Below are 21,315 nucleotides of genomic sequence, written 5' to 3' on the forward strand. Positions count from 1 at the left end.
TTGCCGGTGTGAGGCGGCTTCCTGGCTTCGCGCGCGACGCAGCTAGTTAGTGCGCGCGGCGATTCCTCGGACGCCCGTGCTGTCCCGCGGGGACCATTTTGGGCTCCTCCTCGAACAGCTCGACCAGTTTGTCGGTCATGGCACCGGCAAGCTCGCTCGGATCGGAGATGGTGACGGCGCGCGAGTAGTAGCGCGTCACGTCATGGCCGATGCCGATGGCGATGAGCTCCACCGGCGAGCGGGTCTCGATCTCGTCGATCACCTTGCGCAAGTGCTGCTCCAGATAGCTTCCCGAGTTCACGGACAGAGTCGAGTCGTCGACGGGGGCACCATCGGAGATCATCATGAGAATGCGGCGCTGCTCGGGCCGCGCCATCAGCCGATGATGAGCCCAGGCCAGCGCTTCGCCGTCGATGTTCTCTTTCAAGAGGCCTTCGCGCATCATGAGCGCAAGCGAGCGCTTGGCGCGGCGCCAGGGCGCGTCGGCCGTCTTGTAGATGATGTGCCGGAGATCGTTGAGACGGCCCGGCATGGGCGGCTTTCCGGCCGCGAGCCAATCCTCGCGTGCCTGCCCGCCCTTCCAGGCTCGGGTGGTGAAGCCCAGGATCTCGACCTTGACGCCGCACCGTTCCAGCGTGCGCGCGAGAATGTCGGCGCAGCATGCCGCGACCATGATGGGCCTGCCGCGCATGGAGCCCGAGTTGTCGAGCAGCAGCGTCACGACGGTGTCGCGGAAATCTGTGTCGCGCTCGCGCTTGAACGAGAGCGGGTGCATGGGGTCGGTGACGATGCGCGTCAGGCGCGCAGCGTCGAGCGCGCCTTCCTCGAGATCGAAATCCCAGGCGCGGTTCTGCTGGGCGAGCAGACGGCGCTGCAAGCGATTGGCCAAGCGCGCAACGACACTCGCGAGCGCTTTCAGCTCCTTGTCGAGGAAGGTGCGCAGACGCTCCAGCTCCTCGGGAGAGGAGATATCCTCGGCGTCGACCTCCTCGTCGTAGGCGCGCGTATAGACCTTGTAGCCAAAGGGTTCCGGGTTATCGAGCACGGAGACGTTGGGCCGCCAGGGCTCGGCGGTCTCCATGCCGTCCTGATCCTCGGCCTCGCTCTCGTAATCGTCCTGGTCCGGCGTCTCGATGGCTTCGGTCGCGTCACCGGTCTCGCCTTCGGAGCGTTCCTGCTCGCGCTCCTGCTCCCCGCCCTCGTCGCCTTCGTCCTCGCTCTCGGCCTCGGCTTCGCCGCCGTCCGGAGTCTCTTCGGCCATCTCCTCGGTCTCGTCGGTCTGGCCTTCGGCAAACTCGTCCGCCAGCTCGAGCGACGTCAGGAGATCGCGCACAAGGCGGCCGAATGCCTCCTGATTTTCAGCCAGAGCTTTCATCTGGCTCAGGGCATCCTCGCCGCGCTCGTCGATATGAGACCGCCACAGGTCGACCAGCGCGCGAGCGGATACGGGCGGGGCGCGCCCGGTGAGGCGCTCGCGCACCATCAACGCCAGCGCGCTGCCGATCGGCGCGTCGGCACGATCCGAAACGCGCTCGAAACGTCCGTGGCCATATTCGTCCTCGCATTTGGCGGCGAGGTTTTCCGCCATGCCGCTCATGCGATTCGCGCCAAGCGCCTCCACGCGGGCGCGCTCGAGCGCCTCGAACACGTCGCGGGCGGCGCCTGAAGCGGGCGCGAGCTTGCGATGCAGGCTTTCGTCGTGACAGGCGGCCGTCAGCGCCAAGCTGTCGGCCCACCCGCGCAACACCGCGATCTCGCCCGCCGACGGCACGCGCGACGGCTCGGACAAGCGCACGAGCTTGCCTTCTAGCGCAGGCTTGGCGGCGCCATACGTGACCTCGATCTCGGGATTAGCCGCGATCGCGCGCACGGTGAGACCGATTACACGCTTCAGTGGCTCGGAGGGCGCTTCGCGGCGTTTCGGATTTTGGGTCATCGTGCGTTATCTGCCGTGCTGCCGCCGGAGGTGGCGGCGCCATTCCTTATCCTCGACCTGCTCCAGCGCCTCGAGGTTGCCCTGGCGAACCTTGAACGCGGCGATCAGCGCCAGGAGAACGGCACCGGCCGCAGCGCCGATTGCGGTGCTCATGGTCTCGGAGGAGCCCGGAACGAGTGCGTTCCAGATGATTGCAATCACCACCGAGCCCACCGCGCCGCCGACGAGTGCCATCAATGCGCAAAAGAGAAACGCGCCGCGCAGGCTGGTATAGCCCGCGGCGGTCAACGCGTCCCTGTGCTTGGCGTCGTCTTCACCCATGACGGCAAGGCTCGCTGGTCCCATATCAGGCGAGCGCGACGTTGGCCGCGCTCTCCGGCAGCTCCTCTCCGAACGCACGCTGATAGAACTCGGCGACCAGAGGCCGCTCGAGCTCATCGCACTTGTTGAGGAAGGTGAGCCGGAACGCGAAACCGACATCGCCGAAGATCTCGGCGTTCTCGGCCCAGGTCATCACGGTACGCGGGCTCATCACCGTCGACAGGTCGCCGTTGATGAAGGCCTGGCGGGTAAGATCCGCCACGCGCACCATGTTGGAGACGACCTTGCGCTTTGCATCGGTCTTGCTCCAGCTCTTCACCTTGGAGAGAACGATGCGCGCCTCGTCGTCATGCGGCAGATAGTTCAGGGTCGCGACGATCGACCAGCGGTCCATCTGACCCTGGTTGATCTGCTGCGTGCCGTGATAGAGGCCGGAGGTGTCGCCGAGGCCGATGGTGTTGGTCGTCGCGAACAGGCGGAACGCCTGATGCGGGCGGATCACCTTCGACTGATCGAGCAGCGTCAGCTTGCCCGAGACTTCGAGCACGCGCTGGATCACGAACATCACGTCGGGGCGCCCGGCGTCGTACTCATCGAAGACGAGGGCGGTGTTGGTCTGCAGCGCGTAGGGCAGAATGCCCTCGCGGAATTCCGTCACCTGCTTGCCGTCCTTCAGGACGATGGCGTCCTTGCCGACGAGGTCGATGCGCGAGACGTGGCTGTCGAGGTTGACGCGGATGCACGGCCAGTTGAGGCGCGCGGCCACCTGCTCGATGTGGGTCGACTTGCCAGTGCCGTGATAGCCCTGCACCATGACGCGACGGTTGTATTTAAACCCCGCGAGAATGGCGAGCGTGACCTCCCGATTGAAGAGATAATCGGCATCGAGATCGGGGACGTGCTCGTCCCGCTGGGAATAGGCGGGCACCTCGAGATCGGAGTCGATCCCGAACACCTGGCGGACCGAGAGCTTCATATCGGGAAGGCCGGGTGTCTGTGCCGTGGCAGTGCTGGTTTGCGCGCGCATTGAGACCTGTTTCAGGAAAAGTGGTCGCGAGGCTTGCCCTCCCCGGGCGCAGCCCGTTTTTGGGCTGGCTACGGCCGAGGCTCGGACAAAACCGGCTTTGTGAAGATAGTTATAGACTTGCAGACGGCCAGTCCAGCCGACAGGGGGCGCGTGCTGCGCTCGGCCGCGCTCAAACCAGGCCGGATCGCTTCAAATAATTGTAAGCTTGAATGATCTCGCGCAGCGTGTCCTCCGACCGCGTGTCGCCGCCGTTGGAATCGGGATGGTGGCGCTTCACCAACTCCTTGAAGCGGGATTTGATTTCCTGCTTCGATGCGGTTTCCGGTAGATGAAGCGCCTCCAGCGACTTGCGCTCGATCGGCTTCAGGGTGCGCCGGCGTTCTACGGGCTCCTCACGGGCCTCACGCGCACGCTCGGCAAAAAAACCATGCGGATCGTGCGGGCGGAAGCCAGCCGTGCCGTGGGTGCCCGCGCTCGCCGCGCCGGCGTTGGTGCCATGCGCCCAGGAGTTCGCGCCTACCTTCCAGGTGGGGCGATGTCCGGTCATCGCATCCTTCTGGAAATCGGTCACTTCGGCGTCGCTCATGCCGTCGAAGTAGTTGTAGGAGGCGTTGTACTCGCGCACGTGGTCGACGCAGAACGAGAAATACTCGCCGTCGCGCCCGCGACCTTTCGGCGCGCGGTGGGGCGCAGGACGGCCACACCCCTTCCATTGGCAGGCGGGATGCTTCTTCTTCTCGGATTCGCTCGCTTCGCGCTTCGGAGCGACACGGATCGAATCAAAGTATTTCGAGTTGAGTTTCATGCGTTAGATTATGATCCGCCGGTCGCAGCCAGACAAGATGAACTCTTCTGCGGGACTGCCGCAGGGCTTACGCCGCTCCCCAAAAACAACACGGAGAACGCGATATGACGGCGGAAACCCGCTTGCGCGAAAAGCTCATGATCGCTCTCGAGCCGACGCGGCTCGACATCATCAACGAAAGCGAGCTGCACGCAGGACACCGCTCTTCGCCCGGAACCGGCGAGAGCCATTTCCGTATTCTCATCGTGTCACCCATGTTCACGGGAGTTTCGCGCGTCGGTCGTCACCGGATGGTAAATGATGCCATCGCCGAGGAACTCAAGGGCGGCATCCATGCCCTGGCGCTCCAGACCTATGCGCCAGGCGAAGCCTTGGGATAAGGGCCGCCGGGCGCCTGAGCCTCCCTGCGGAGCCTGGCCTCGAACTCGGCGAAACTCACGCCGCCAGCTCCGCGGCGGTGGAAATACATGTGCTGCGCCAGCCAGCGCATCGGCGGCAGGCCGAGCGCGGCATCGAGCATCCAGTTGGGCGGTGCGAGATCGAGGGCGGACCGCGTGATCTTCTTGATCGCAAATCCTGGCAGCTCGGGTGCGAGCGCAACGGCGGGCGGCGGCCCGAGATCCATCAGGTGATCGGCAATGACCTGGGCGGAGCGCCGCCCCAGCTCGAAGGCGAGCTTGATGCCGCCTCCCGTCGCTGGCGACACCTGGCCGGCTGCATCGCCAACGAGCATGACCCCGTCCGTTGCCCAGCGCGGCAGGAGACCGCCCGCCGGAATGCGCCCCGACCGCCGCTCTACGGCGCGCGCGTCCGTGTATCCGAAGATCGGCTCGGTGGCGGCGAGGAACGCCTTGAGGTCCGGTTTGCGTCCGGGGCCGACCGCGAGGCCCGCCTGTGTGACGACGGGGCCCGGGGCCACCCATCCGAGGTATCCGGGCGCAAGCTTCGAATCCAGAAAGCAATGCAGGAATCGCGGATCGGCGCCTGCCAAGCCTTCGTATTCGATCTCGAGCCCCGTTAGAAACTTCTCGTTCACGCTGAGCCCGAACGCGCGGGCGACAGCCGAGCGCGCGCCATCGGCGCCGAGGATGTAGCGGGAGGCGATGTTGAGGCCGCGGAAGCGGAAGAGCCCACCCTCGCGATCCGCACCCTCGAAGCGCGCGCGATAGAGGATCTTCGCACCGGCCCGCAGAGCCTCGGCTGACAGCCAGCGCAGCACATTGGCGGTGTCGGTAGTGAGGAAGAAGTATCCGGGCGCGAAGAGATCGATGAAGCGATGGCTCGGCGCATAAAGGCGCACACCATGCACGCGGCGCGTGAGCGTGTGCGGGATATCGATCTCCTCGGCGGCTTCCTTCACCAGGATGCCCGTGGTGGCGACGCGGTGGCCTGCCTCCGGCTTCGCCTCCAAGACCGCCACCTTAAGGCCGCGCATCGCCGCCGTCCGCGCGGCCACCAGGCCGGCGAAGGATGCGCCGACGATGACGAGATCATAGGGGCGGATGGCTTCGGACATCGCTCACTCCGAACTGGATGGATCGTCTCGAACACTGCCGCTCGAATGTGGCGGCCTCGCGCCTGCCGCACGCCCACATCGGGGCGTTTGCGATCATTTCGTCAGTGTGTCGCCCGCTTCGAAATCTGCGGCCGTGTACCGGCGTCCTTGCCGTCGAGGCGCTTGATGCGGACGGCCGCGATCTTGTTGCGGGTGCGGCGCAGGATCTCCATGCGGTAGCCGTAGAAGGTGAACACCTGTCCGGGCTCGGGGATCATCTGCGCCTCGTGCACGACGAGCCCGGCGATGGTCGTCGCCTCGTCGTCGGGCAGGTCCCAGTCCATGTGGCGGTTGAGATCGCGGATCGGCACGGTGCCGTCGACGTTGACCGTGCCATCGGTCTGCGGGCGGATATGCAGCTCGGTCGTGTCGTGCTCGTCCGTTATCTGACCGACGATCTCCTCCAGGATGTCCTCGAGCGTGATCAGGCCCTGCACCTCGCCGTACTCGTCGATCACGAGGGCCATCTGGGCCTTGTTCTTCAGGAACTGATTGAGCTGATCCTTGAGGGTCGTCGTATCCGGCACGAACCACGGCTTGGCGGCGATGCTCATGATGTCGAGCTTGGAGACGTCCCAGTTCGACCTTGAGAGCGCGCCCAAGAGATCCTTCGTGTTCAGGATGCCGACGATGTTCTCCGGCTCGTCCTTCCAGATCGGCACGCGCGTATACTGCGAGCGCAGAACCTCATCGATGATCTCCTGCGGCGCCTCGTTGGCGTCGAAGGTCTCCATCTTGGTACGATGGACCATGATGTCGGAGATCTGCAGCTCCCGGAGATCGAGCACACCTCCCAGCATCTTGGCATCGTGGCGGGCAACCGCGCCCTCCTTGGTCTGCAGATCGATGGCGCCGCGGATCTCGGCGTGCGCCGCCAGGATGTTGGCCTCGTCATCCTTAGTGGTGGGCGTGAAGGCCAGGATCCAGCGGACGATCAACTCGATGAAGCGCGTGGCAGGGCCGAACACCACAATCAGCACGCGCATGATGGGCGCCACGAACAGCGCTACGCGATCGGAGAAGGCCAGCGCGTAGGTCTTGGGCAGGACGGCCGCGAAGATCACGATCAGCAGGGTGACGATGGCGGTCGCGTAGACCACGCCGACCTCACCCACGAGGCGAATGGCGAGGGTGGATGCCAGGCCCGCCGCGAGCACGTCCACCAGCGTATTGCCGAGCAAGACCGCGCCGATCATCTTCTCCGGCTCGGAGAGAAGGCGGTTCACCAGCTTCGCCTTGACGTTCCCTTCCTGGTCGAGCGCGTGCATGCGGGCGCGCGAGGCTGCGGTGAGCCCGGTCTCGCTCATGTTGAAGAACGCGCTCATGGCGATCAACAGGATGATCGCCCCGATCAGGAGGCCGATTTCGAGTGTCATGGATCTACCAAAGCATCTGCCCGTACACGGGTATATACGCGCCCACCGGAAAAATCGAAGCGCGCGATGCCGGGCGTTCCCAGAAAATTCCGGCCGTTAGGCGCCGTTGATCTCGCGCTCCAGGAAGCCTTGGACGGTGGCCTCGTCCACATCCCGCGAGACGAACGCCTCGCCGATGTTGCGGACGAGAATGAACGTCAAGCGGCCGTCCTTCACCTTCTTGTCCTGGCCCATGAGGCGCACGAGCTCGGCCGCGTCCGCCTTGCCGCCCGGAATGTCGGACAGCTTCGTCGGAAGGCCGGTGGCGGCGATGTGGCGGGAGACGCGTTCGGCCGTGCCGCCAGGGCAGAGCCCCAGGCTCTCTGAAAAGCGAAACGCGAGGCACATGCCGATGGCCACGCCCTCGCCGTGAAGGAGGCGGTCGGAATAGCCGGTCCAGGCTTCGAGCGCGTGGCCGAAGGTGTGACCGAGGTTCAGAAGCGCGCGGTCTCCGGTCTCGTGCTCGTCTCGCGCGACGATGGCCGCCTTGGCCTTGACGCTGGTCTCGATGGCCGCAACAAGCGTTTCCTGCTCGTAGCTGAAGATCCCGTCGTGGGCCTGCTCCAGCCAGGCGAAGAACCCAGCATCGCCAAGCAGGCCGTACTTTACCACCTCCGCATAGCCCGCGCGCATCTCGCGGGGAGGAAGGGTTTTCAGAGTATCGGTGTCGGCGATGACGAGAGACGGCTGATGGAACACGCCGATCAGGTTCTTGCCCTGGGGCGTGTTGATGCCGGTCTTGCCGCCGACGGAGCTGTCCACCTGCGCAAGCAGGGTCGTCGGGATCTGAACAAAACGAATGCCTCGGCGGAGGATACCCGCGGCGAAGCCCGCGAGGTCGCCGATGACGCCGCCGCCGAAGGCCACCACGAGATCGCCGCGCTCGAGGCCTAGCTCGAGGAGGCGCTCGCAGAGAGGTCCGAGCTCGCGAAAGCTCTTGGTCGGCTCGCCGGGCTTCAGGACGATGGAGCCCTTGAGGCGGCCTTCCGCCCGCAGGCTCGCCTCCAGCGTGGCGAGGTGATGCTTGGCCACGTTCTCGTCGGTGACGATGCCGCAGCGGGCCTTGCCCAAGCGGCCGGCAATGAGGCGTCCGGCCTCCGCCAGCAGATCCGGTCCGATCAGGACGTCGTAGGCACGCCCGCCGAGTGGAACGTTGACCGTGCGGCTCGCTCGGGTGGTGGCTGCCAGGGAATGGGCGAGTGTCGGCATTGCTGTGTCTTCTTCTCAGGATCGGGCTACGGCGCGGCGCCACAGGTATCAGATCGGGGTCGCTTGCGCCAACTGAGGGTGCTTCGAAAGGGCCTCAATGATCTCGGTCACGATGCTGTCGTGAGGCACATCGCGGCTTTCGACGGTGAGATCGGCTTCGGCGTAGACCGGATAGCGGGCATCCATCAGCTTGCGCATGACAGCTTCCGGATCACCGGCCTTGAGCAGCGGGCGGGTGTCGCGCTTGCCGACGCGGCGCATGAGGACCGGCAGCTCGGCGCGGAGCCAGATCGAAATCCCGGTCTCGCCGATCTTCGCGCGCGTGCCCTCGGTGATGAAGGCGCCGCCGCCGGTCGCGAGCACCTGCGGGCCGTTGGCCAGGAGACGGGAAATGACCTTGCTTTCCCGGTCGCGGAAGAACGCCTCGCCGTGATCGGCGAAGATCTCGCTGATGGACTTCTGCGCCACCCGCTCGATCTCCTCGTCGGCATCGATGAACGGAAGGCCGAGCTTGACCGCCAGCCGCTTGCCGATCGACGACTTGCCGCAGCCCATCAGGCCGACGAGCACCAGCGAGCGCGTTCCCAGCGCCCGGCGGACCCTCTCGGCTGTGTCTTTTTCCGGCTCCATCTCACTCCGGCGGCTTCAAAACTATCGGGTCATCCGTTCCTCGACGCGCTCTACGCGCAGCCCCTTAGGGCTCACTCCGGATCGACCTCCATGGCGGGGAAACTCATACTGCAACTTGGGGGGCCGAGGCGAGCCGCTTGCGCCCCCGCGGTCATATTCTTTCCCCTCGGTAAGGAATCATCAGCCATATTCGCGCCACCTTAGGTCCGGAAATACCGTAACGTCATTGCGTGCGTCCCCCTCATTCCGAGGATCCTGCCTCGTTCCCTCGGCCGACGTTTTCACCTGGGCGACATCCATCAATGCCAAGCCTTTTTCGCTTCCTCGTCACGGTCGGATCGCTGGTGGCAGTGGTCTCAGGGGGACTGTACATTCTCGCCCACCAATTCGAGCCCGATCGCCACGAGGTGGTTAAGGTGGTGCCCGGTGTCAAAATTCGCAACAAGCCCTGACCTTTTCCTCGTGACCTCAACCTCGTGACCGGCCGGCCGATGCGCGCGCTCAGCCTCACTCGATCGCTTCACCGCCTATCGGCGCCTCGCCTCCTCACGCTCTTCGCTGTCTCGGCGCTGTGGATGATGCCTGCTCCGGGCATGACCCAAGAGCTCGACCCCAACGGCTCGGGCACATGGCGGCAGCCGGGGCGGAACACCGGCGTCGAGCGGGAGGAGCTTCCGCCGACCTCGGGCGCGGAGGAGCGGGCACGCGGCGTCATCCGGGAAGAGCTGGACCCGGTCATGGCAACGGACGGCTCGGGCCTGCCCTACGAGATGTGGAGCGGCCTCGCCCCCGAGCAGCTTGCCGAAAGCATCGCCCAGCTCACACTTCCTCCGCGCTCCCCCGCGCTCAACGCCCTCTGGCGGCGGGTGATCGCGTCGGATACATCCGCGGGCTCGGGAGGTCCCGCCCGTTTCACGGCGCTTCGCGTGGAAGCTCTCGACCAATCGGGCCTGATCGACGAAGCCGCCGCGGTTCTGGCGAAGGCGCAGGCGGGCTCCAGCGATCCACTTCTGATGGCGCTCACCGCGCGCAGCGAGATCGGGCTCGGCAATACGGAGCGAGGATGCGAGATCGGCCGCGGCCTCCTCGCTGTCCAATCCGGGCTACCGAAGCCGATCCAGGCGGATGCCATGCTGATCAACGGCTATTGCGCGGCCCAGCGTGGCGACAGCGAGGGGGCGGCGCTGCAAGCGAGCCTTTTGCGCGATCTCGATCTCGCAGGGCTTGCGGGCGTGGACATGCTGGATGCTGTGGCCGCCGGCATCGCTCCCAAGATTCCGCCTGGCGCCAAGCTTTCGCTCCTCGATTACCGGATCGCCTCGCTCAAGGGCGGACTTGACCGGGCGCAACTCGTCGCGTCCGCAACACCAGCCTTGCTCGCGGGCCTGGCGCACGACCCGAGGACGACGCCGGACGTGAGGCTCGCAGCCGGAGAGGCGGCCGCAGCCCTCAACATCATTTCGGCGGCTGATCTCGCGCAGCTCTACCGGGCCTCGGGCGCCGGAGGCGATGCCGGCACCATCGAGCGAGCCGGGCTCTTCAACTCGGTAGAGCGGGAGCAGACCCCGCTCCGCAAGGCCCGCCATATCCGCGCGTTTCTCGACGAGGCGCGGCGCGCGGGGATCTACTGGACGGCGCTCCAGACCATGGCCGGCCCGACGCAGGATCTTGCGCCCGAGCCCGAGATAGGATGGTTCGCGGAGACGGCGATCGAGATCAACCTCGCGAGTGGAAATTTCGAGGGCGTGCGCAGGTGGGCCCAGCTCGGCGGCTCCGCCGGAGCCCCGTCTCCCAATGGGGGACAGCCTCTTGCTCATTGGCTGGCGCTCGCCGACATCGCCGACCCTTCCCATCGTTCCGGCCAGGGACCCGGAGCCGGACAGAGCCTCGGCTCGATCGAGAGCATGGCGCTCCACGGCCGTTTCGATCCGGCTCTCCTGCATCGGCTGGCCACGGTGCTCGATGCACTCGACATGAGCGTGCCCCTCCCGCTGTGGGATCTCGCGAGCCGCTCGCCTCAGCCCTCCAACGGCCACCTGCCGGATACCGGGGTGCTCTCCCAGCTCGCGGAGGCTTCGAAGAAGAAGGAATTCGGACGGACCGTCCTGCTCGTGCTGCGGACGATCGGGCCATCGGGGGCAGAGGGCGCGCACATGATCGCGCTCGGCGACTCCATACGCGCGCTCAAGCGGGCCGGGCTCGAAGCGGAAGCGCATCAGCTCGCGCTCGAAGGGCTGTTCGGCGCTTGGCCGCGCGCGGTCAGTCAGTGATCCGCCCATGACGAGCGACGACCAGCGCCATGTTGCAGCCTTTCTGGAAATGATGACCGCCGAGAAGGGCGCGTCGGCCAATACGCTGGAAGCCTACCGGCGCGATCTCCAAGACTACACGGCGTATCTGGCGCAGGCCGGTGTCGCGCTCGCGGGAGCGCAGAAGGCCGATGTCTCCCGCTATCTCCAGGGGCTGTCCGTGGCCGGACTGAAACCGGCCTCCCGCGCGCGCCGGCTCTCGGCCGTGCGGCAGCTCTACAAGTTCCTCGAAGCCGAGGGCGCGGTGGGGGAAAGCCCGGCCACCGGCATCACGACGCCCACGCAACGCAGAGCCTTGCCGAAGACGCTTTCGGTGGACGAGGTGGACCGCCTGATCGACGCTGCCCAGCGTGCGGCGGATGGTCTTTCAGGGCGCGACCTCGTGCGCGCCGTGCGCCACCATTGTCTCCTCGAGATGCTCTACGCGACCGGCATGCGCGTCTCCGAGCTGGTGTCTCTGCCGCGCAACGTGCTCAAGGGCGACCCCCGCCTGCTCACGATCCGGGGCAAAGGCGGCCGGGAGAGGCTGGTGCCGCTCAATTCAGGCGCGCGGGCTGCTCTCGAACGGTATCTCGCGCTCGGCTCGCAGCCAGAGGATCGAGTCGCGCCGATGATCGCCACCCGCTATCTCTTTCCCTCACGCGCCGAGGGTGGACACCTCACGCGGCAGCGTTTCGCGCAGGACCTCAAGGAAACCGCCATCCAGGCGGGGCTCGATCCCGAGCGCGTCTCGCCCCACGTGCTGCGCCATGCCTTCGCCAGCCATCTGCTCGACCGCGGGGCCGATCTGCGCGCCGTCCAGAGCCTCCTGGGACACGCCGACATCTCGACGACCGAAATCTACACCCATGTGCTGGAAGAACGGCTGAAGCGCCTCGTCACCGAGCACCACCCCCTGGCGAAAAAAGCGCCCTAGTCTCCAGTTTCTATTTTAGGTGGAATCTCAAACGCGAACCGATGGATGCGGCGGCGTGTCTGGACCCCGGCCTCCGTCGGGGTGACGTTTCGGGCCGGCGCTGGCGCTCGGCCGCGACCAGTGCCTATCGTTTCCGGCGCCATGGCGTTGCCCGCTGTGCTGTTCGGCGGAGGACCTGGATAGGCCGTTCGTGCAGAGCACGACTTCGTCGTGACGCCGGTTTGACGTTTGTCTTGTAGAACCCGATGCCCCAAGCTCATCGTCACCCCGATGAAAGTCGGGGTCCAGACACGCCGAGTGTTCGGCTGCCCTCGTATTTCCGCCGGGTTAGAACGCTGCCAAGGGCGGAATTCGCTTTGCCGGTCCGCGGCGCGTTTACGAAAATGCACGCGGGTGTTGACAGAAAATCCGGGAAAAGGTCAACGTGCCCCCCAATTTCCTGCAATCCCGACCGAACGCCGCAAACTGTGCGGCAGGATGAGGCCTCTCCTTGGAACCCACGAAGTCCGATCGCCCGATTGCCGTCCGCACCTACCTCGATTTCGAGAAGCCGATCGCCGAGCTCGAAAGCAAAGTCTCGGAGCTCAAGGCCCTCGAAGGCGATGAAGGCGTGTCGATCTCCGACGAGATCAAGAAGCTCGAGCAGAAGGCCAAGGCTGCCCTGGTCGACACCTATGGCAAGCTCACGCCGTGGCAAAAGACGCAGGTCGCGCGTCATCCCGACCGCCCCCATTGCCTCGACTACGTGAAGGCCTTGATCGAGGATTTCACGCCGCTCGCGGGCGATCGCTATTTCGCCGAGGACGAAGCAGTAATGGGCGGTCTCGGCCGTTTCCGCGGCAAGCCTGTGGTGATCATCGGCCACGAGAAGGGCTCCGATACGGAAGGGCGCATCCGCCACAACTTCGGCATGGCGCGGCCGGAAGGCTATCGCAAGGCCGTGCGGCTCATGGACATGGCCGACAAGTTCAACCTGCCGGTGATCACGCTGGTCGATACGGCCGGCGCATACCCGGGCATCGGCGCCGAGGAGCGCGGACAGGCGGAAGCCATCGCCCGCTCGACCGACAAGTGCCTCGAACTCGGCGTTCCGATCATCGCCGTCGTCATCGGCGAGGGCGGATCTGGCGGCGCGGTCGCCATCGCCACCGCCAACCGCATCCTGATGCTCGAGCACTCCATCTATACGGTGGCCTCACCGGAAGCGGCGGCCTCCATCCTGTGGCGCGATTCCACCAAGGCGATCGACGCGGCCACCAACATGAAGATCACGGCCCAGGACCTCGACACCCTGGGCGTCATCGACGTGATCATCCGCGAGCCGGTGGGGGGCGCGCACCGGGACCGGACGCTGGCCATTCAGACCGCCGGCGACGCCATCTCCAAGGCTCTGGCCGAGTTCGATGGCAAATCGCCGGCCGAGATCAGGCGCTTGCGCCATGACCGGTTCCTGGGGATCGGGCGTCAGTTGTAGGCAAAACGCCTCGCGTATCTCCGGTGCATAAACGAGGACGGGCCAAGACCCGCGCCCCGCAAATGCCGTACCTGTGCCGTATTCAGCGCTCACACTTGACAATCAAGCTCGCGCACTGAAAACTTTGGGGAATCCGTAACGTTAATGATATCTTTACGGTTTCGGTCGGATGGTCGTTCGTATGCGCCAGGGGGAATGCGTGTGCGTCTAAACATCCTCGGTGACAGGATTGTCGCTCGTCTCAAGCTCGTGCTGTTGGCCGGGCTTTTGGGTGTTGCGCTTTCGGCGTGCTCCAGCGCGCCTGCCCTCCTTCCCCCGTCAGAACAGCCGCTCACCGCTGAAACCGTGTCGCTTCTCGGCAAGAAGGGCATGAACACGAGCGCGCCGATCTTCGTGCGCATCTTCAAGGAAGAGTCCGAGCTCGAAGTGTGGAAGATGCGGGACGACGGCCGCTTCTATCACTTCAAGACTTATCCGATCTGCAATTGGTCGGGCGAGCTGGGCCCCAAGCAGGAGCAGGGCGACAAGCAGGCGCCCGAAGGGTTCTACACGATCTCGCAATCGCAGATGAACCCCAACTCCAAGTTCTATCTGGCCTTCAACCTCGGCTATCCGAACGCCTACGACCGCGCCCACAACCGCACGGGCGAAGCGCTGATGGTTCATGGCAAGTGCAAGTCCGCAGGCTGCTACGCCATGACGGATGCGCTCGCCGAGGAGATCTATGCTCTGGCACGCGATGCGTTCCGCAGCGGCCAGACCAGCTTCGAGGTGCATGCGTTCCCGTTCCGCATGACGCAGGAAAAGCTCGACCGCTTCAAGAAGCACAAGTGGTACGCCTTCTGGAAAACGCTGAAGGAGGGTTACGACTTCTTCGAGGTCAACCGCATCCCGCCGGCGATCGCGGTCTGCGAGAAGCGCTATGTGGTGAACGCGGTGCTCTCGACGCCGCAGCGCATCGACCCCAACGGGCGCTGCCCGACGTTCCTGCGTCCGGCCCTGCAGCCGTTCGCACCGCGTCCGTCCGAGTGGCAGCTCGCGTCTGAACGCCTCACCGTGAACGGACCCAAGACGCGTGATGCCACGGAAGTGGCCAGCACAACGGCACGCTCTCAGGACGTGTTCTCATTCGGAACGGCCTCCGGCCCGTTCTCCGGCATGCCGCCGGGGGCTTCGGCGCTCGGATACAATCCGTAGCGCGGGCCCGTGGCCACGCCCTCCAATTCTCGCCCCTCATCGCCGGACGGCACTCCTGAGCAGCGGCGTCCACGCAAGCCGTCGCGCATGCGCAGCGTCACCAATTTCATCGTCCGCCTGTTGCTGCTGGTGCTGGTGGCCGTGCCGATCTCGGCGGGGCTATTCGCACTCGCCTGGCCGCTCGAAGCCGAGCGGGAGTGGATCCGCGTGCAGCGCTTCTGGCGCATGAACCTCGCCAGCTTCGGCATGACGCTGCCGGGCACGCCGGATCTCGCCAACTTGAGCGAGCGGCTTTCCGCTCACGGGCTCGCGGTCGGCAATCCGATCTTCATGCGCATCTTCAAGCGTGAGTTCGAGCTCGAGCTCTGGATGATGCGCGACGGAAAGTTTCTGAAGTTTGCGACCTACCCGATCTGCAAGTGGTCGGGCGAGCTAGGCCCCAAAATCAAGACCGGAGACCGGCAGGCGCCCGAAGGCTTCTATGCGGTGGACGCGAAGGCGCTCAACCCCAACAGCGCCTGGCACCGCTCGTTCAACCTGGGCTTTCCCAACGCCTACGATCAAGCGCACGGGCGCACGGGATCGTTCCTCATGGTGCACGGCGGATGCGGCTCCATCGGCTGCTATGCCATGACCAATCCGGTGATCGACGAGATCTGGCGCCTGGTGACGGCAGCCCTGCGCGGCGGGCAGCAGCGGTTTCAGGTGCAGGTGTTTCCGTTCCGCATGACGGACGGCAACCTCAACCGGCACGCGGCCTCGCCGCTCGCCGGGTTCTGGGGCAACCTCAAGTCCGGCTATGACATGTTCGAGGCGAGCTATGTGCCGCCGAAGGTCAGCGCCTGTGGCAAGCGGTATGCCTTTACCGCTGGGGCTGACGGCTACGACGGCAGTGCGCCGATCGAGGCCTCGTGCCCGGCTGGCCCCGCCACGCCTTAAGCGGGAACCCCGCGAGGGGGCGAAAGTTTTCCACACCCTGCGGCCCGACTGTGGCGCACCGGCTGCGTGCCCAGGGCTGAATTATCGATAAAGCAACGCTAAGGTTTAACCGTCGCGACGCCCGTGCTTTCAATTGCTTGGCGTCATCTCTGGTGAGTGGTGTTGGCATGTCTGGCTCAAGGCCGGGATGGAGACGATTTGCGGTTCTGCTGGTTGCCGCGGCCGGCATGGCGGCCGGTGGCCAGCCCGCCTCCGCCATCAGCATCGAGCTCAAGGACGTGGCCGCCGATCGCATCGAGCGGCAGAGAGCGGCTGTCGAAGGGCGCCTGCCGCTGGCCAATACGCCGGATGTCGGCCGCTTTCAGGAGCGGCTTGCAGAAGCCGGTGTGAAATCCGGCTCGCCTATTCTGATGCGCGTTTTCAAGGAGACGTCCGAGCTCGAGCTGTGGATCGAGAAGGATGACCGCTTCATCCTGTTCGCCACTTATCCGATCTGCCACTGGTCCGGCACGCTCGGACCGAAGCTCAAGGAAGGCGACAAGCAGACGCCGGAAGGCTTCTACACGATCACCAGCCGCCAGCTTCGCCATCTCGGCCGCTGGCCACGGGCGATCAATCTCGGCTTTCCCAACGCATTCGACCGCGCACACGACCGCGACGGATCGTACATCCTGATGCACGGCGGCTGCTCGTCGGTCGGGTGCTTCGCAATGACCAACCCGGTGATCAGCGAGATCTACGGGCTCACCAAAGCCGCCCTCAACGGCGGGCAGCGCTATGTGCCGATGCACGTGTTTCCCTTCCGCATGACGGACGAGGCTCTAGCGGCCCGCGCGGGAAACCCATGGCACGGCTTCTGGTCCACGCTGCAAGCGGGCTACAAATCTTTCGAGCGCACGGGCCGGCCGCCTCGCGTGAGCATCTGCCAGGGCCAGTACAGCGTGGAGGATGCGCCGCCCAAATCGGACGCTGCCGCCGAAGCGCCTGCCCCCAAACGCGGGCGCGGGAAATCACGCAGCGACATGATGCTAGGTGCGCTGCGGACAGCCTGCCCCGCCCCCGTGGTCGTGACCGCCGAAGGCAAGGGCAGCGCGGCTGCGGCGCCGGGCGGAATGGAAATCGCGAAGCCGCACTAGTCTCCCGACACAGCGCTCCTCCCCTTTCCTGCCCAAACTTCAGGCAGCGGCTCCGGCCACTCCGGCGTCTTGCGGCGCTGGCTTCGCGCGTGCCATACAGCCAACGTTCAGGCAGCAAAGGCGAGAGACCTCATGTGGGATGCAATGACGAGGAAGATCGAGAAGGCCTTGGAAGTTCTGATCTTTGCGAGCCGTTGGATCCTGGCCCCCTTCTATCTGGGTTTGGCCGTCTCGCTCCTGGTCCTGCTGATCAAGTTCATGGCTGAGCTGTTCCACATCGCGACGCACGCGTTCAGCGCCACCGAAAGCGAGGTGATCCTGGGCGTGCTGGCGCTGGTTGATCTCACGCTCACCGGCTCGCTGCTCATCATCGTGATCTTCTCGGGCTACGAGAACTTCGTCTCGAAGATCGATCACACCGGACACAGAGACTGGCCGGAGTGGATGGGCACCATCGACTTCTCCGGGCTCAAGCTCAAGCTGCTCTCCTCGATCGTCGCGATCTCGGCCATCCAGCTTCTGAAGCAGTTCATGTCGATCCAGAACATCTCGGAGCGCGAGATCTTCTGGCTGGTCGTCATTCACGTAGTGTTCGTGGTGTCCAGCGTGCTGCTGGCGCTATCCGATCGCATCTCGGGGCATGGCAGCTCAGGGCATGGCACCTCAGGGCTTGGCGGCGTTCATGCGCCGGCTGCCAGCACCGACAGCCAAGCCGGCAAGACAGGCGGCCACTGAGCCCTGCTCGCCTCAGGCGACGCGCTTCGGCTTGCGCTTCGTGAGAAACGGCAAGAGCGCATCCTGAGCGCGCGCCTTGCTGAACAGGAAGCCCTGGCCCTGCTCGCAGCCGATGCTGCGCAGGCAGGCCAGCTCGTCAGCCGTCTCGATGCCTTCGGCCGTGATGGTCTTGCCCAGCGTCTCGCCGAGACCGACGATGGCGCGCACCACGGCCTGCTTCTCCACGTTGCCGGAGATGCCCTCGACGAACGAGCGGTCGATCTTGATCTTGTCGAACGGGAAGCTGCACAAATACCCAAGCGAAGAATAGCCGGTGCCGAAGTCGTCCATGGCGATGCGCGTGCCGAGTTTTCGCAGCTCGGCCAAGGCATCGAGCACATGGTTCGAGCGATCGAGAAACAGGGATTCGGTGATCTCGAGCTCCAGGCGGCCGGGCGCGAGACCTGTGGCCGTCAGCGCCGCCTTCACCATGTCGCGCACGTTTCCGCAGCGGAATTGCATCGGTGACAGATTGACGGCCACCCGCACGTCCTCCGGCCAGGACGTGGCATCACGGCAGGCGCGCGTCAGCACGAAATCGCCCAGCGCCCAGATGAGACCGGCCTCCTCGGCGATGGGAATGAACTCGGCGGGAGAAACATAGCCGCGGCGATGATCGGTCCATCGTACCAGCGCTTCCGCCGCCACGATACGGCCGGTGGAGAGCGAAACAAGCGGCTGGTAGTGGACGTCCAGGCCGCCCGTTTCCAGCGCTGCTCGCAGATCGCTTTCGAGCGAGCGGCGCTCCTGGGCGCGCGCGTTCATCTCCTCCTCGAAATAGCGGAACGCGCCCTTGCCGCGCAGCTTCACCTGCGACAGAGCGAGATTGGCATTCTTGAGAAGATGCCCCGCCTCCGCGCCGTCGCTCGGGGCGATGGCAATGCCGATGCTGGCGCCGATGGTCACCTGCTGACCCTGGATCTTGTAGGGCGCGCTGATCACCTCGATCAGGCGGCGCGCAACGACGCTCACCTCCTCGGGCTCGGCGACGTCCGGCATGATGATGCCGAACTCATCGCCGCCGAGGCGGGCCGCCTTGCTTCCCTGGCGCAACGTCTTGGCGACGCGGCGCGAGACGGCCTGGAGCAGAAGATCTCCAGCGGCGGGGCCCATGGTCTCGTTGACAGACTTGAAGTTGTCGAGGCCCACGCAGAGCGATGCGCCGATGCCGCCACTCTCCTTGATAGCCGTGAGCATCTCCTCGGCGTGCTCGAGGTGGCGTGCGCGATTGGCAAGGCCGGTCAGAGGATCGTGATGGGCGAGATAGGTGACCTGGGCTTCCGCCCGGCGGCGCTCGGTGATGTCGACCGCCGCAACGAGAACCGCGGGCGTGCGCTCGTGGACGATCGCCTGCGAAAAGATTGCCACCTCGATATTGGTTCCGTCGCGCTTCAGATGCGTCCAGACGTGGTCGGCCAGAATACCGGGCGCGGAGCTGTAAAGCTGGTCCAGGCGCCCGCTGTCCTCGCCGAGATGCAGGCATTGCACCGGCCGGCCGATCATATCTGTGCCGGGATAGCCATAATGATTGCGGGCCGCGGCGTTGGCCGAAAGGATCGTCTTCCCCGTCTGAGACACGACGTACATCGGAACCGGATTGGCCTCGAACAGAAGGCGGAAGGAGGCCTCGCGCTCTTTCAGCTCGGTGATGTCGACGCGCAGGCCGATGATGCCGCCGTCGCTGGTTCTGCGTTCCTCGATCAGGATGCAGCGCCCATCCGCCAGCCACTGCTCGTGGCGCTCCCGGGGACTCGTGAGCCTCTGAAGCCTCTCCGCAATCCACTCTTCCTCGCGCCCGTTGGCGGAGGGATAGTCGCCTCGCATCACGCCGACGCGAAGCGTGTCTGCGAGGCGTACGCCCACTTTGAAGAGGTCGGCGGAGCGGTGATAGATCTTCGAATACTGCTCGTTCCAGAGAACGTAGCGCCCTTCGGAATCGAGGAACACGATGCCCTGCGGAAGAATCTCGATGGCTTCCCGCAGGCGGGCATTGGCTGTGCGCGCATCCTCGATGGCGGTGCGCGCCATCTCAAGCGCCGCTTCCAGCTCGGAGATCTGGGCGGCTGCGTCGGCGCCGTGGCGCGCGGCAGCGTCCCCGCTCAAGACCTTCAACGCGGCACGCAGCGGGCGCCGTCCCGTCACGGTTCGACGACTATCGGATTTCCGCCTTTTCATGGACGCGCCCATTCGATCCTCGGTTCACGCCGAAAATAATGGGAGGCAGGTTTTAACGACCCCTTTCACAGTCCAGATCCGCCCACTGCCGAACCTCTTGGAATTGCGCGATAAATGGCTACTTTCCGAGCAAGAGGAGCGTCACGAAATGGGACAGGCAGTGACGAGGCTTCGACATCTGCCATCCAATTGGACAGTTTCTTATGTTCAGTAGCAGGCGTGTGCTCATCCGCCGTGCTGCGGGATACACGGACTTTAAAGGGCTGATCGAAAGCCTCGCATTTGATGCGTCCCGCGCAGAGTTTATTTATGGTTAGCCGATCCTTACAAATCGACGAGATCGCCCGATGAGGGATGCCGAGCGATCCCGATTTTCCGTACTCATCCTCGGCAGCACAGGCGCATTCGGCGCGAAGATCGCCGAGTTGCTGGGGCGATCCGGCGACATCGATCTCGTGCTGTCGGCCCGAACGGCTACGACACTCTCCGCGCAGGCCGAGGCACTGACGCGCGCGACCGGCAGGCAAGTCCGCTGGGCTGCGCTCGATGGCGATCGCATCACGGCGGAGGCTCTTTCGCCGCTCGGCGTCGATCTCGTCATCAACGCCTCGGGGCCGTTTCAGAAGGGCCATTACGGTCTCGCCCAGGCCGCAATCGCCGCCTCCTGCCATTACATCGACCTCGCGGACGCACGCGATTTTGTGGGGGGCATCGGCGCGCTCGATGCGGCTGCGCGCGACGCAGGCGTTCTCGTCGTCAGCGGGGCGAGCTCGGTTCCGGGCCTTTCATCCGCGGTCGTCGCGCAGCATCGCGAGGCGTTCCAGGCGCTCGACAGCATCGACATCGCAATCTCGCCGGGGAATGCGTTCGATCCCGGCGTGGCGACTGTCGCATCCGTGCTCGGGGGCGTGGGGCAACCGCTGCGGACGCTGCTCGACGGCCGCTGGCGCACCGTGCACGGCTGGCAAGGTCTGCGCCGGGTCTCGTTCGGGGACGCGGGCACACGATGGGTGGGCTATGTGGACGTGCCAGACCTAGATCTTTTCCCGGCGCATCAACCAAATCTTAGAACGGTGCGTTTTCAGGCGGGGCTGGAAGTCTCCATCTTTCACCTCGGCCTCTGGTCAGCCTCCTGGCTGGTTCGCAGCGGGCTTCTGGCGAGCCTCTCTCCGCTGGCTTCGACAATGCTCGGGATCAAGCGCAAACTGCACCGGCTGGGGAGCGACCGCGGCGGCATGGTGGTGGAGATGCGCGGCACCGGACGCACCGGTGCGCCCAAGGCCCTAAGCTGGCTGCTGGTAGCCAGCTCCGGCCACGGGCCTTACGTGCCGGCGCTCGCTTCCGTCGCTCTGGCACGGCGGCTCGCCGGCGGCTCCGAGACAAGGCGCGGCGCAACCGCCTGCTACGCGCTCGCTGGCCTCAACGAGATCCTTGCCGAGGCGGACGGCCTCGACATCGTGTGCACCACAAACGACTTGCCCCTCCCGCGGTAAGGCG

19 protein-coding genes are annotated in these 21,315 nt (G+C 65.2%); 10 read left to right on the top strand and 9 right to left on the bottom strand.

Going from position 1 to position 21,315, the window contains the following annotated elements; all coding sequences use genetic code 11:
- Window positions 1-46: 46 nt before the first annotated feature.
- The 4 genes from cobT to F812_RS0108295 form a co-directional block, all read right to left on the bottom strand.
- Window positions 47-1,936 carry a cobaltochelatase subunit CobT gene (cobT, locus tag F812_RS0108280; RefSeq protein WP_020085500.1) on the bottom strand — a complete coding sequence of 630 codons (1,890 nt, stop codon included), beginning with the start codon at window positions 1,934-1,936 and terminating at the stop codon, window positions 47-49.
- Window positions 1,937-1,942: 6 nt separating this feature from the next.
- Window positions 1,943-2,257, bottom strand: coding sequence for a hypothetical protein (locus F812_RS0108285; RefSeq protein WP_156827327.1), 315 nt, complete (start codon window positions 2,255-2,257; stop codon window positions 1,943-1,945).
- A 25-nt stretch (window positions 2,258-2,282) separates the two neighbouring features.
- Window positions 2,283-3,284: a cobaltochelatase subunit CobS gene (gene cobS, locus F812_RS0108290; RefSeq protein WP_020085502.1), complete on the bottom strand. Its 1,002-nt coding sequence runs from the start codon at window positions 3,282-3,284 to the stop codon at window positions 2,283-2,285.
- Window positions 3,285-3,453: 169 nt separating this feature from the next.
- Entirely contained in the window at window positions 3,454-4,089 is a 636-nt protein-coding gene (locus tag F812_RS0108295; RefSeq protein WP_020085503.1) for a J domain-containing protein, read from the bottom strand.
- A gap of 104 nt (window positions 4,090-4,193) precedes the next feature.
- On the opposite strand from F812_RS0108295, the gene F812_RS0108300 reads away from it, so the two are divergent.
- A complete protein-coding gene (locus tag F812_RS0108300) occupies window positions 4,194-4,469 on the top strand; it encodes a BolA family protein (protein ID WP_020085504.1) in 276 nt (91 codons plus the stop codon).
- On the opposite strand, the gene F812_RS0108305 is transcribed toward F812_RS0108300, so the two are convergent.
- The 4 genes from F812_RS0108305 to F812_RS27215 all read right to left on the bottom strand — a co-directional run bounded on the left by F812_RS0108305 (window position 4,442) and on the right by F812_RS27215 (window position 8,898).
- Window positions 4,442-5,605 carry an NAD(P)/FAD-dependent oxidoreductase gene (locus F812_RS0108305; protein WP_020085505.1) on the bottom strand — a complete coding sequence of 388 codons (1,164 nt, stop codon included), beginning with the start codon at window positions 5,603-5,605 and terminating at the stop codon, window positions 4,442-4,444. The two genes, F812_RS0108300 and F812_RS0108305, sit on opposite strands and share 28 nt — an antisense overlap.
- A 101-nt stretch (window positions 5,606-5,706) precedes the next feature.
- Window positions 5,707-7,020 carry an HlyC/CorC family transporter gene (locus F812_RS0108310; protein WP_020085506.1) on the bottom strand — a complete coding sequence of 438 codons (1,314 nt, stop codon included), beginning with the start codon at window positions 7,018-7,020 and terminating at the stop codon, window positions 5,707-5,709.
- Between the two features lie 96 nt (window positions 7,021-7,116).
- Window positions 7,117-8,268: a 3-dehydroquinate synthase gene (aroB, locus tag F812_RS27210; RefSeq protein ID WP_020085507.1), complete on the bottom strand. Its 1,152-nt coding sequence runs from the start codon at window positions 8,266-8,268 to the stop codon at window positions 7,117-7,119.
- Between the two features lie 48 nt (window positions 8,269-8,316).
- On the bottom strand, window positions 8,317-8,898 hold the full coding sequence (locus tag F812_RS27215) for a shikimate kinase (RefSeq protein WP_020085508.1): 582 nt from the start codon (window positions 8,896-8,898) through the stop codon (window positions 8,317-8,319).
- Between the two features lie 302 nt (window positions 8,899-9,200).
- Between F812_RS27215 and F812_RS26795 the strand changes: the two genes are divergently transcribed.
- The 8 genes from F812_RS26795 to F812_RS23160 all read left to right on the top strand — a co-directional run bounded on the left by F812_RS26795 (window position 9,201) and on the right by F812_RS23160 (window position 17,604).
- Window positions 9,201-9,350: a hypothetical protein gene (locus F812_RS26795; protein ID WP_020085509.1), complete on the top strand. Its 150-nt coding sequence runs from the start codon at window positions 9,201-9,203 to the stop codon at window positions 9,348-9,350.
- Between the two features lie 141 nt (window positions 9,351-9,491).
- A complete protein-coding gene (locus F812_RS23140; RefSeq protein WP_156827328.1) occupies window positions 9,492-11,168 on the top strand; it encodes a hypothetical protein in 1,677 nt (558 codons plus the stop codon).
- Between the two features lie 7 nt (window positions 11,169-11,175).
- Entirely contained in the window at window positions 11,176-12,123 is a 948-nt protein-coding gene (locus tag F812_RS0108335) for a site-specific tyrosine recombinase XerD (RefSeq protein WP_020085511.1), read from the top strand.
- Between the two features lie 517 nt (window positions 12,124-12,640).
- On the top strand, window positions 12,641-13,597 hold the full coding sequence (locus F812_RS0108340) for an acetyl-CoA carboxylase carboxyltransferase subunit alpha (protein WP_026867953.1): 957 nt from the start codon (window positions 12,641-12,643) through the stop codon (window positions 13,595-13,597).
- Window positions 13,598-13,792: 195 nt separating this feature from the next.
- Window positions 13,793-14,794, top strand: coding sequence for a L,D-transpeptidase family protein (locus F812_RS23145; protein ID WP_020085513.1), 1,002 nt, complete (start codon window positions 13,793-13,795; stop codon window positions 14,792-14,794).
- 87 nt (window positions 14,795-14,881) lie between these two features.
- Window positions 14,882-15,733 (top strand): L,D-transpeptidase family protein, encoded by an 852-nt coding sequence (locus F812_RS23150; RefSeq protein WP_020085514.1) that lies wholly within the window; start codon window positions 14,882-14,884, stop codon window positions 15,731-15,733.
- Between the two features lie 167 nt (window positions 15,734-15,900).
- Window positions 15,901-16,869, top strand: coding sequence for a L,D-transpeptidase family protein (locus F812_RS23155; protein ID WP_156827329.1), 969 nt, complete (start codon window positions 15,901-15,903; stop codon window positions 16,867-16,869).
- Window positions 16,870-17,013: 144 nt separating this feature from the next.
- Window positions 17,014-17,604 (top strand): TIGR00645 family protein, encoded by a 591-nt coding sequence (locus tag F812_RS23160; protein WP_156827330.1) that lies wholly within the window; start codon window positions 17,014-17,016, stop codon window positions 17,602-17,604.
- A gap of 12 nt (window positions 17,605-17,616) precedes the next feature.
- Here F812_RS23160 and F812_RS0108365 read toward each other — a convergent pair whose 3' ends face one another.
- Complete coding sequence (locus F812_RS0108365; protein WP_020085517.1) at window positions 17,617-19,785, bottom strand: putative bifunctional diguanylate cyclase/phosphodiesterase; 2,169 nt, start codon at window positions 19,783-19,785, stop codon at window positions 17,617-17,619.
- 380 nt (window positions 19,786-20,165) lie between these two features.
- On the opposite strand from F812_RS0108365, the gene F812_RS23165 reads away from it, so the two are divergent.
- A complete protein-coding gene (locus tag F812_RS23165; RefSeq protein WP_020085518.1) occupies window positions 20,166-21,311 on the top strand; it encodes a saccharopine dehydrogenase family protein in 1,146 nt (381 codons plus the stop codon).
- The last annotated feature ends 4 nt before the right edge of the window (window positions 21,312-21,315 follow it).

Source organism: Hyphomicrobium zavarzinii ATCC 27496, assembly GCF_000383415.1.
Lineage (GTDB): Bacteria > Pseudomonadota > Alphaproteobacteria > Rhizobiales > Hyphomicrobiaceae > Hyphomicrobium_C > Hyphomicrobium_C zavarzinii.

Excerpts from the sequence above, each read along its gene's own strand:
- F812_RS0108305 (WP_020085505.1), bottom strand. The coding sequence starts at position 5,605 with ATGTCCGAAGCCATCCGCCCCTATGATCTCGTCATCGTCGGCGCATCC.
- F812_RS27215 (WP_020085508.1), bottom strand. The coding sequence starts at position 8,898 with ATGGAGCCGGAAAAAGACACAGCCGAGAGGGTCCGCCGGGCGCTGGGA.
- aroB (WP_020085507.1), bottom strand. The coding sequence starts at position 8,268 with ATGCCGACACTCGCCCATTCCCTGGCAGCCACCACCCGAGCGAGCCGC.
- cobS (WP_020085502.1), bottom strand. The coding sequence starts at position 3,284 with ATGCGCGCGCAAACCAGCACTGCCACGGCACAGACACCCGGCCTTCCC.
- F812_RS0108310 (WP_020085506.1), bottom strand. The coding sequence starts at position 7,020 with ATGACACTCGAAATCGGCCTCCTGATCGGGGCGATCATCCTGTTGATC.
- F812_RS0108285 (WP_156827327.1), bottom strand. The coding sequence starts at position 2,257 with ATGGGTGAAGACGACGCCAAGCACAGGGACGCGTTGACCGCCGCGGGC.
- F812_RS26795 (WP_020085509.1), top strand. The coding sequence starts at position 9,201 with ATGCCAAGCCTTTTTCGCTTCCTCGTCACGGTCGGATCGCTGGTGGCA.
- F812_RS0108335 (WP_020085511.1), top strand. The coding sequence starts at position 11,176 with ATGACGAGCGACGACCAGCGCCATGTTGCAGCCTTTCTGGAAATGATG.
- F812_RS23155 (WP_156827329.1), top strand. The coding sequence starts at position 15,901 with ATGTCTGGCTCAAGGCCGGGATGGAGACGATTTGCGGTTCTGCTGGTT.
- F812_RS0108295 (WP_020085503.1), bottom strand. The coding sequence starts at position 4,089 with ATGAAACTCAACTCGAAATACTTTGATTCGATCCGTGTCGCTCCGAAG.
- F812_RS0108300 (WP_020085504.1), top strand. The coding sequence starts at position 4,194 with ATGACGGCGGAAACCCGCTTGCGCGAAAAGCTCATGATCGCTCTCGAG.
- F812_RS23145 (WP_020085513.1), top strand. The coding sequence starts at position 13,793 with ATGCGTGTGCGTCTAAACATCCTCGGTGACAGGATTGTCGCTCGTCTC.
- F812_RS23160 (WP_156827330.1), top strand. The coding sequence starts at position 17,014 with ATGACGAGGAAGATCGAGAAGGCCTTGGAAGTTCTGATCTTTGCGAGC.
- cobT (WP_020085500.1), bottom strand. The coding sequence starts at position 1,936 with ATGACCCAAAATCCGAAACGCCGCGAAGCGCCCTCCGAGCCACTGAAG.
- F812_RS23150 (WP_020085514.1), top strand. The coding sequence starts at position 14,882 with ATGCGCAGCGTCACCAATTTCATCGTCCGCCTGTTGCTGCTGGTGCTG.
- F812_RS23140 (WP_156827328.1), top strand. The coding sequence starts at position 9,492 with ATGACCCAAGAGCTCGACCCCAACGGCTCGGGCACATGGCGGCAGCCG.
- F812_RS23165 (WP_020085518.1), top strand. The coding sequence starts at position 20,166 with ATGAGGGATGCCGAGCGATCCCGATTTTCCGTACTCATCCTCGGCAGC.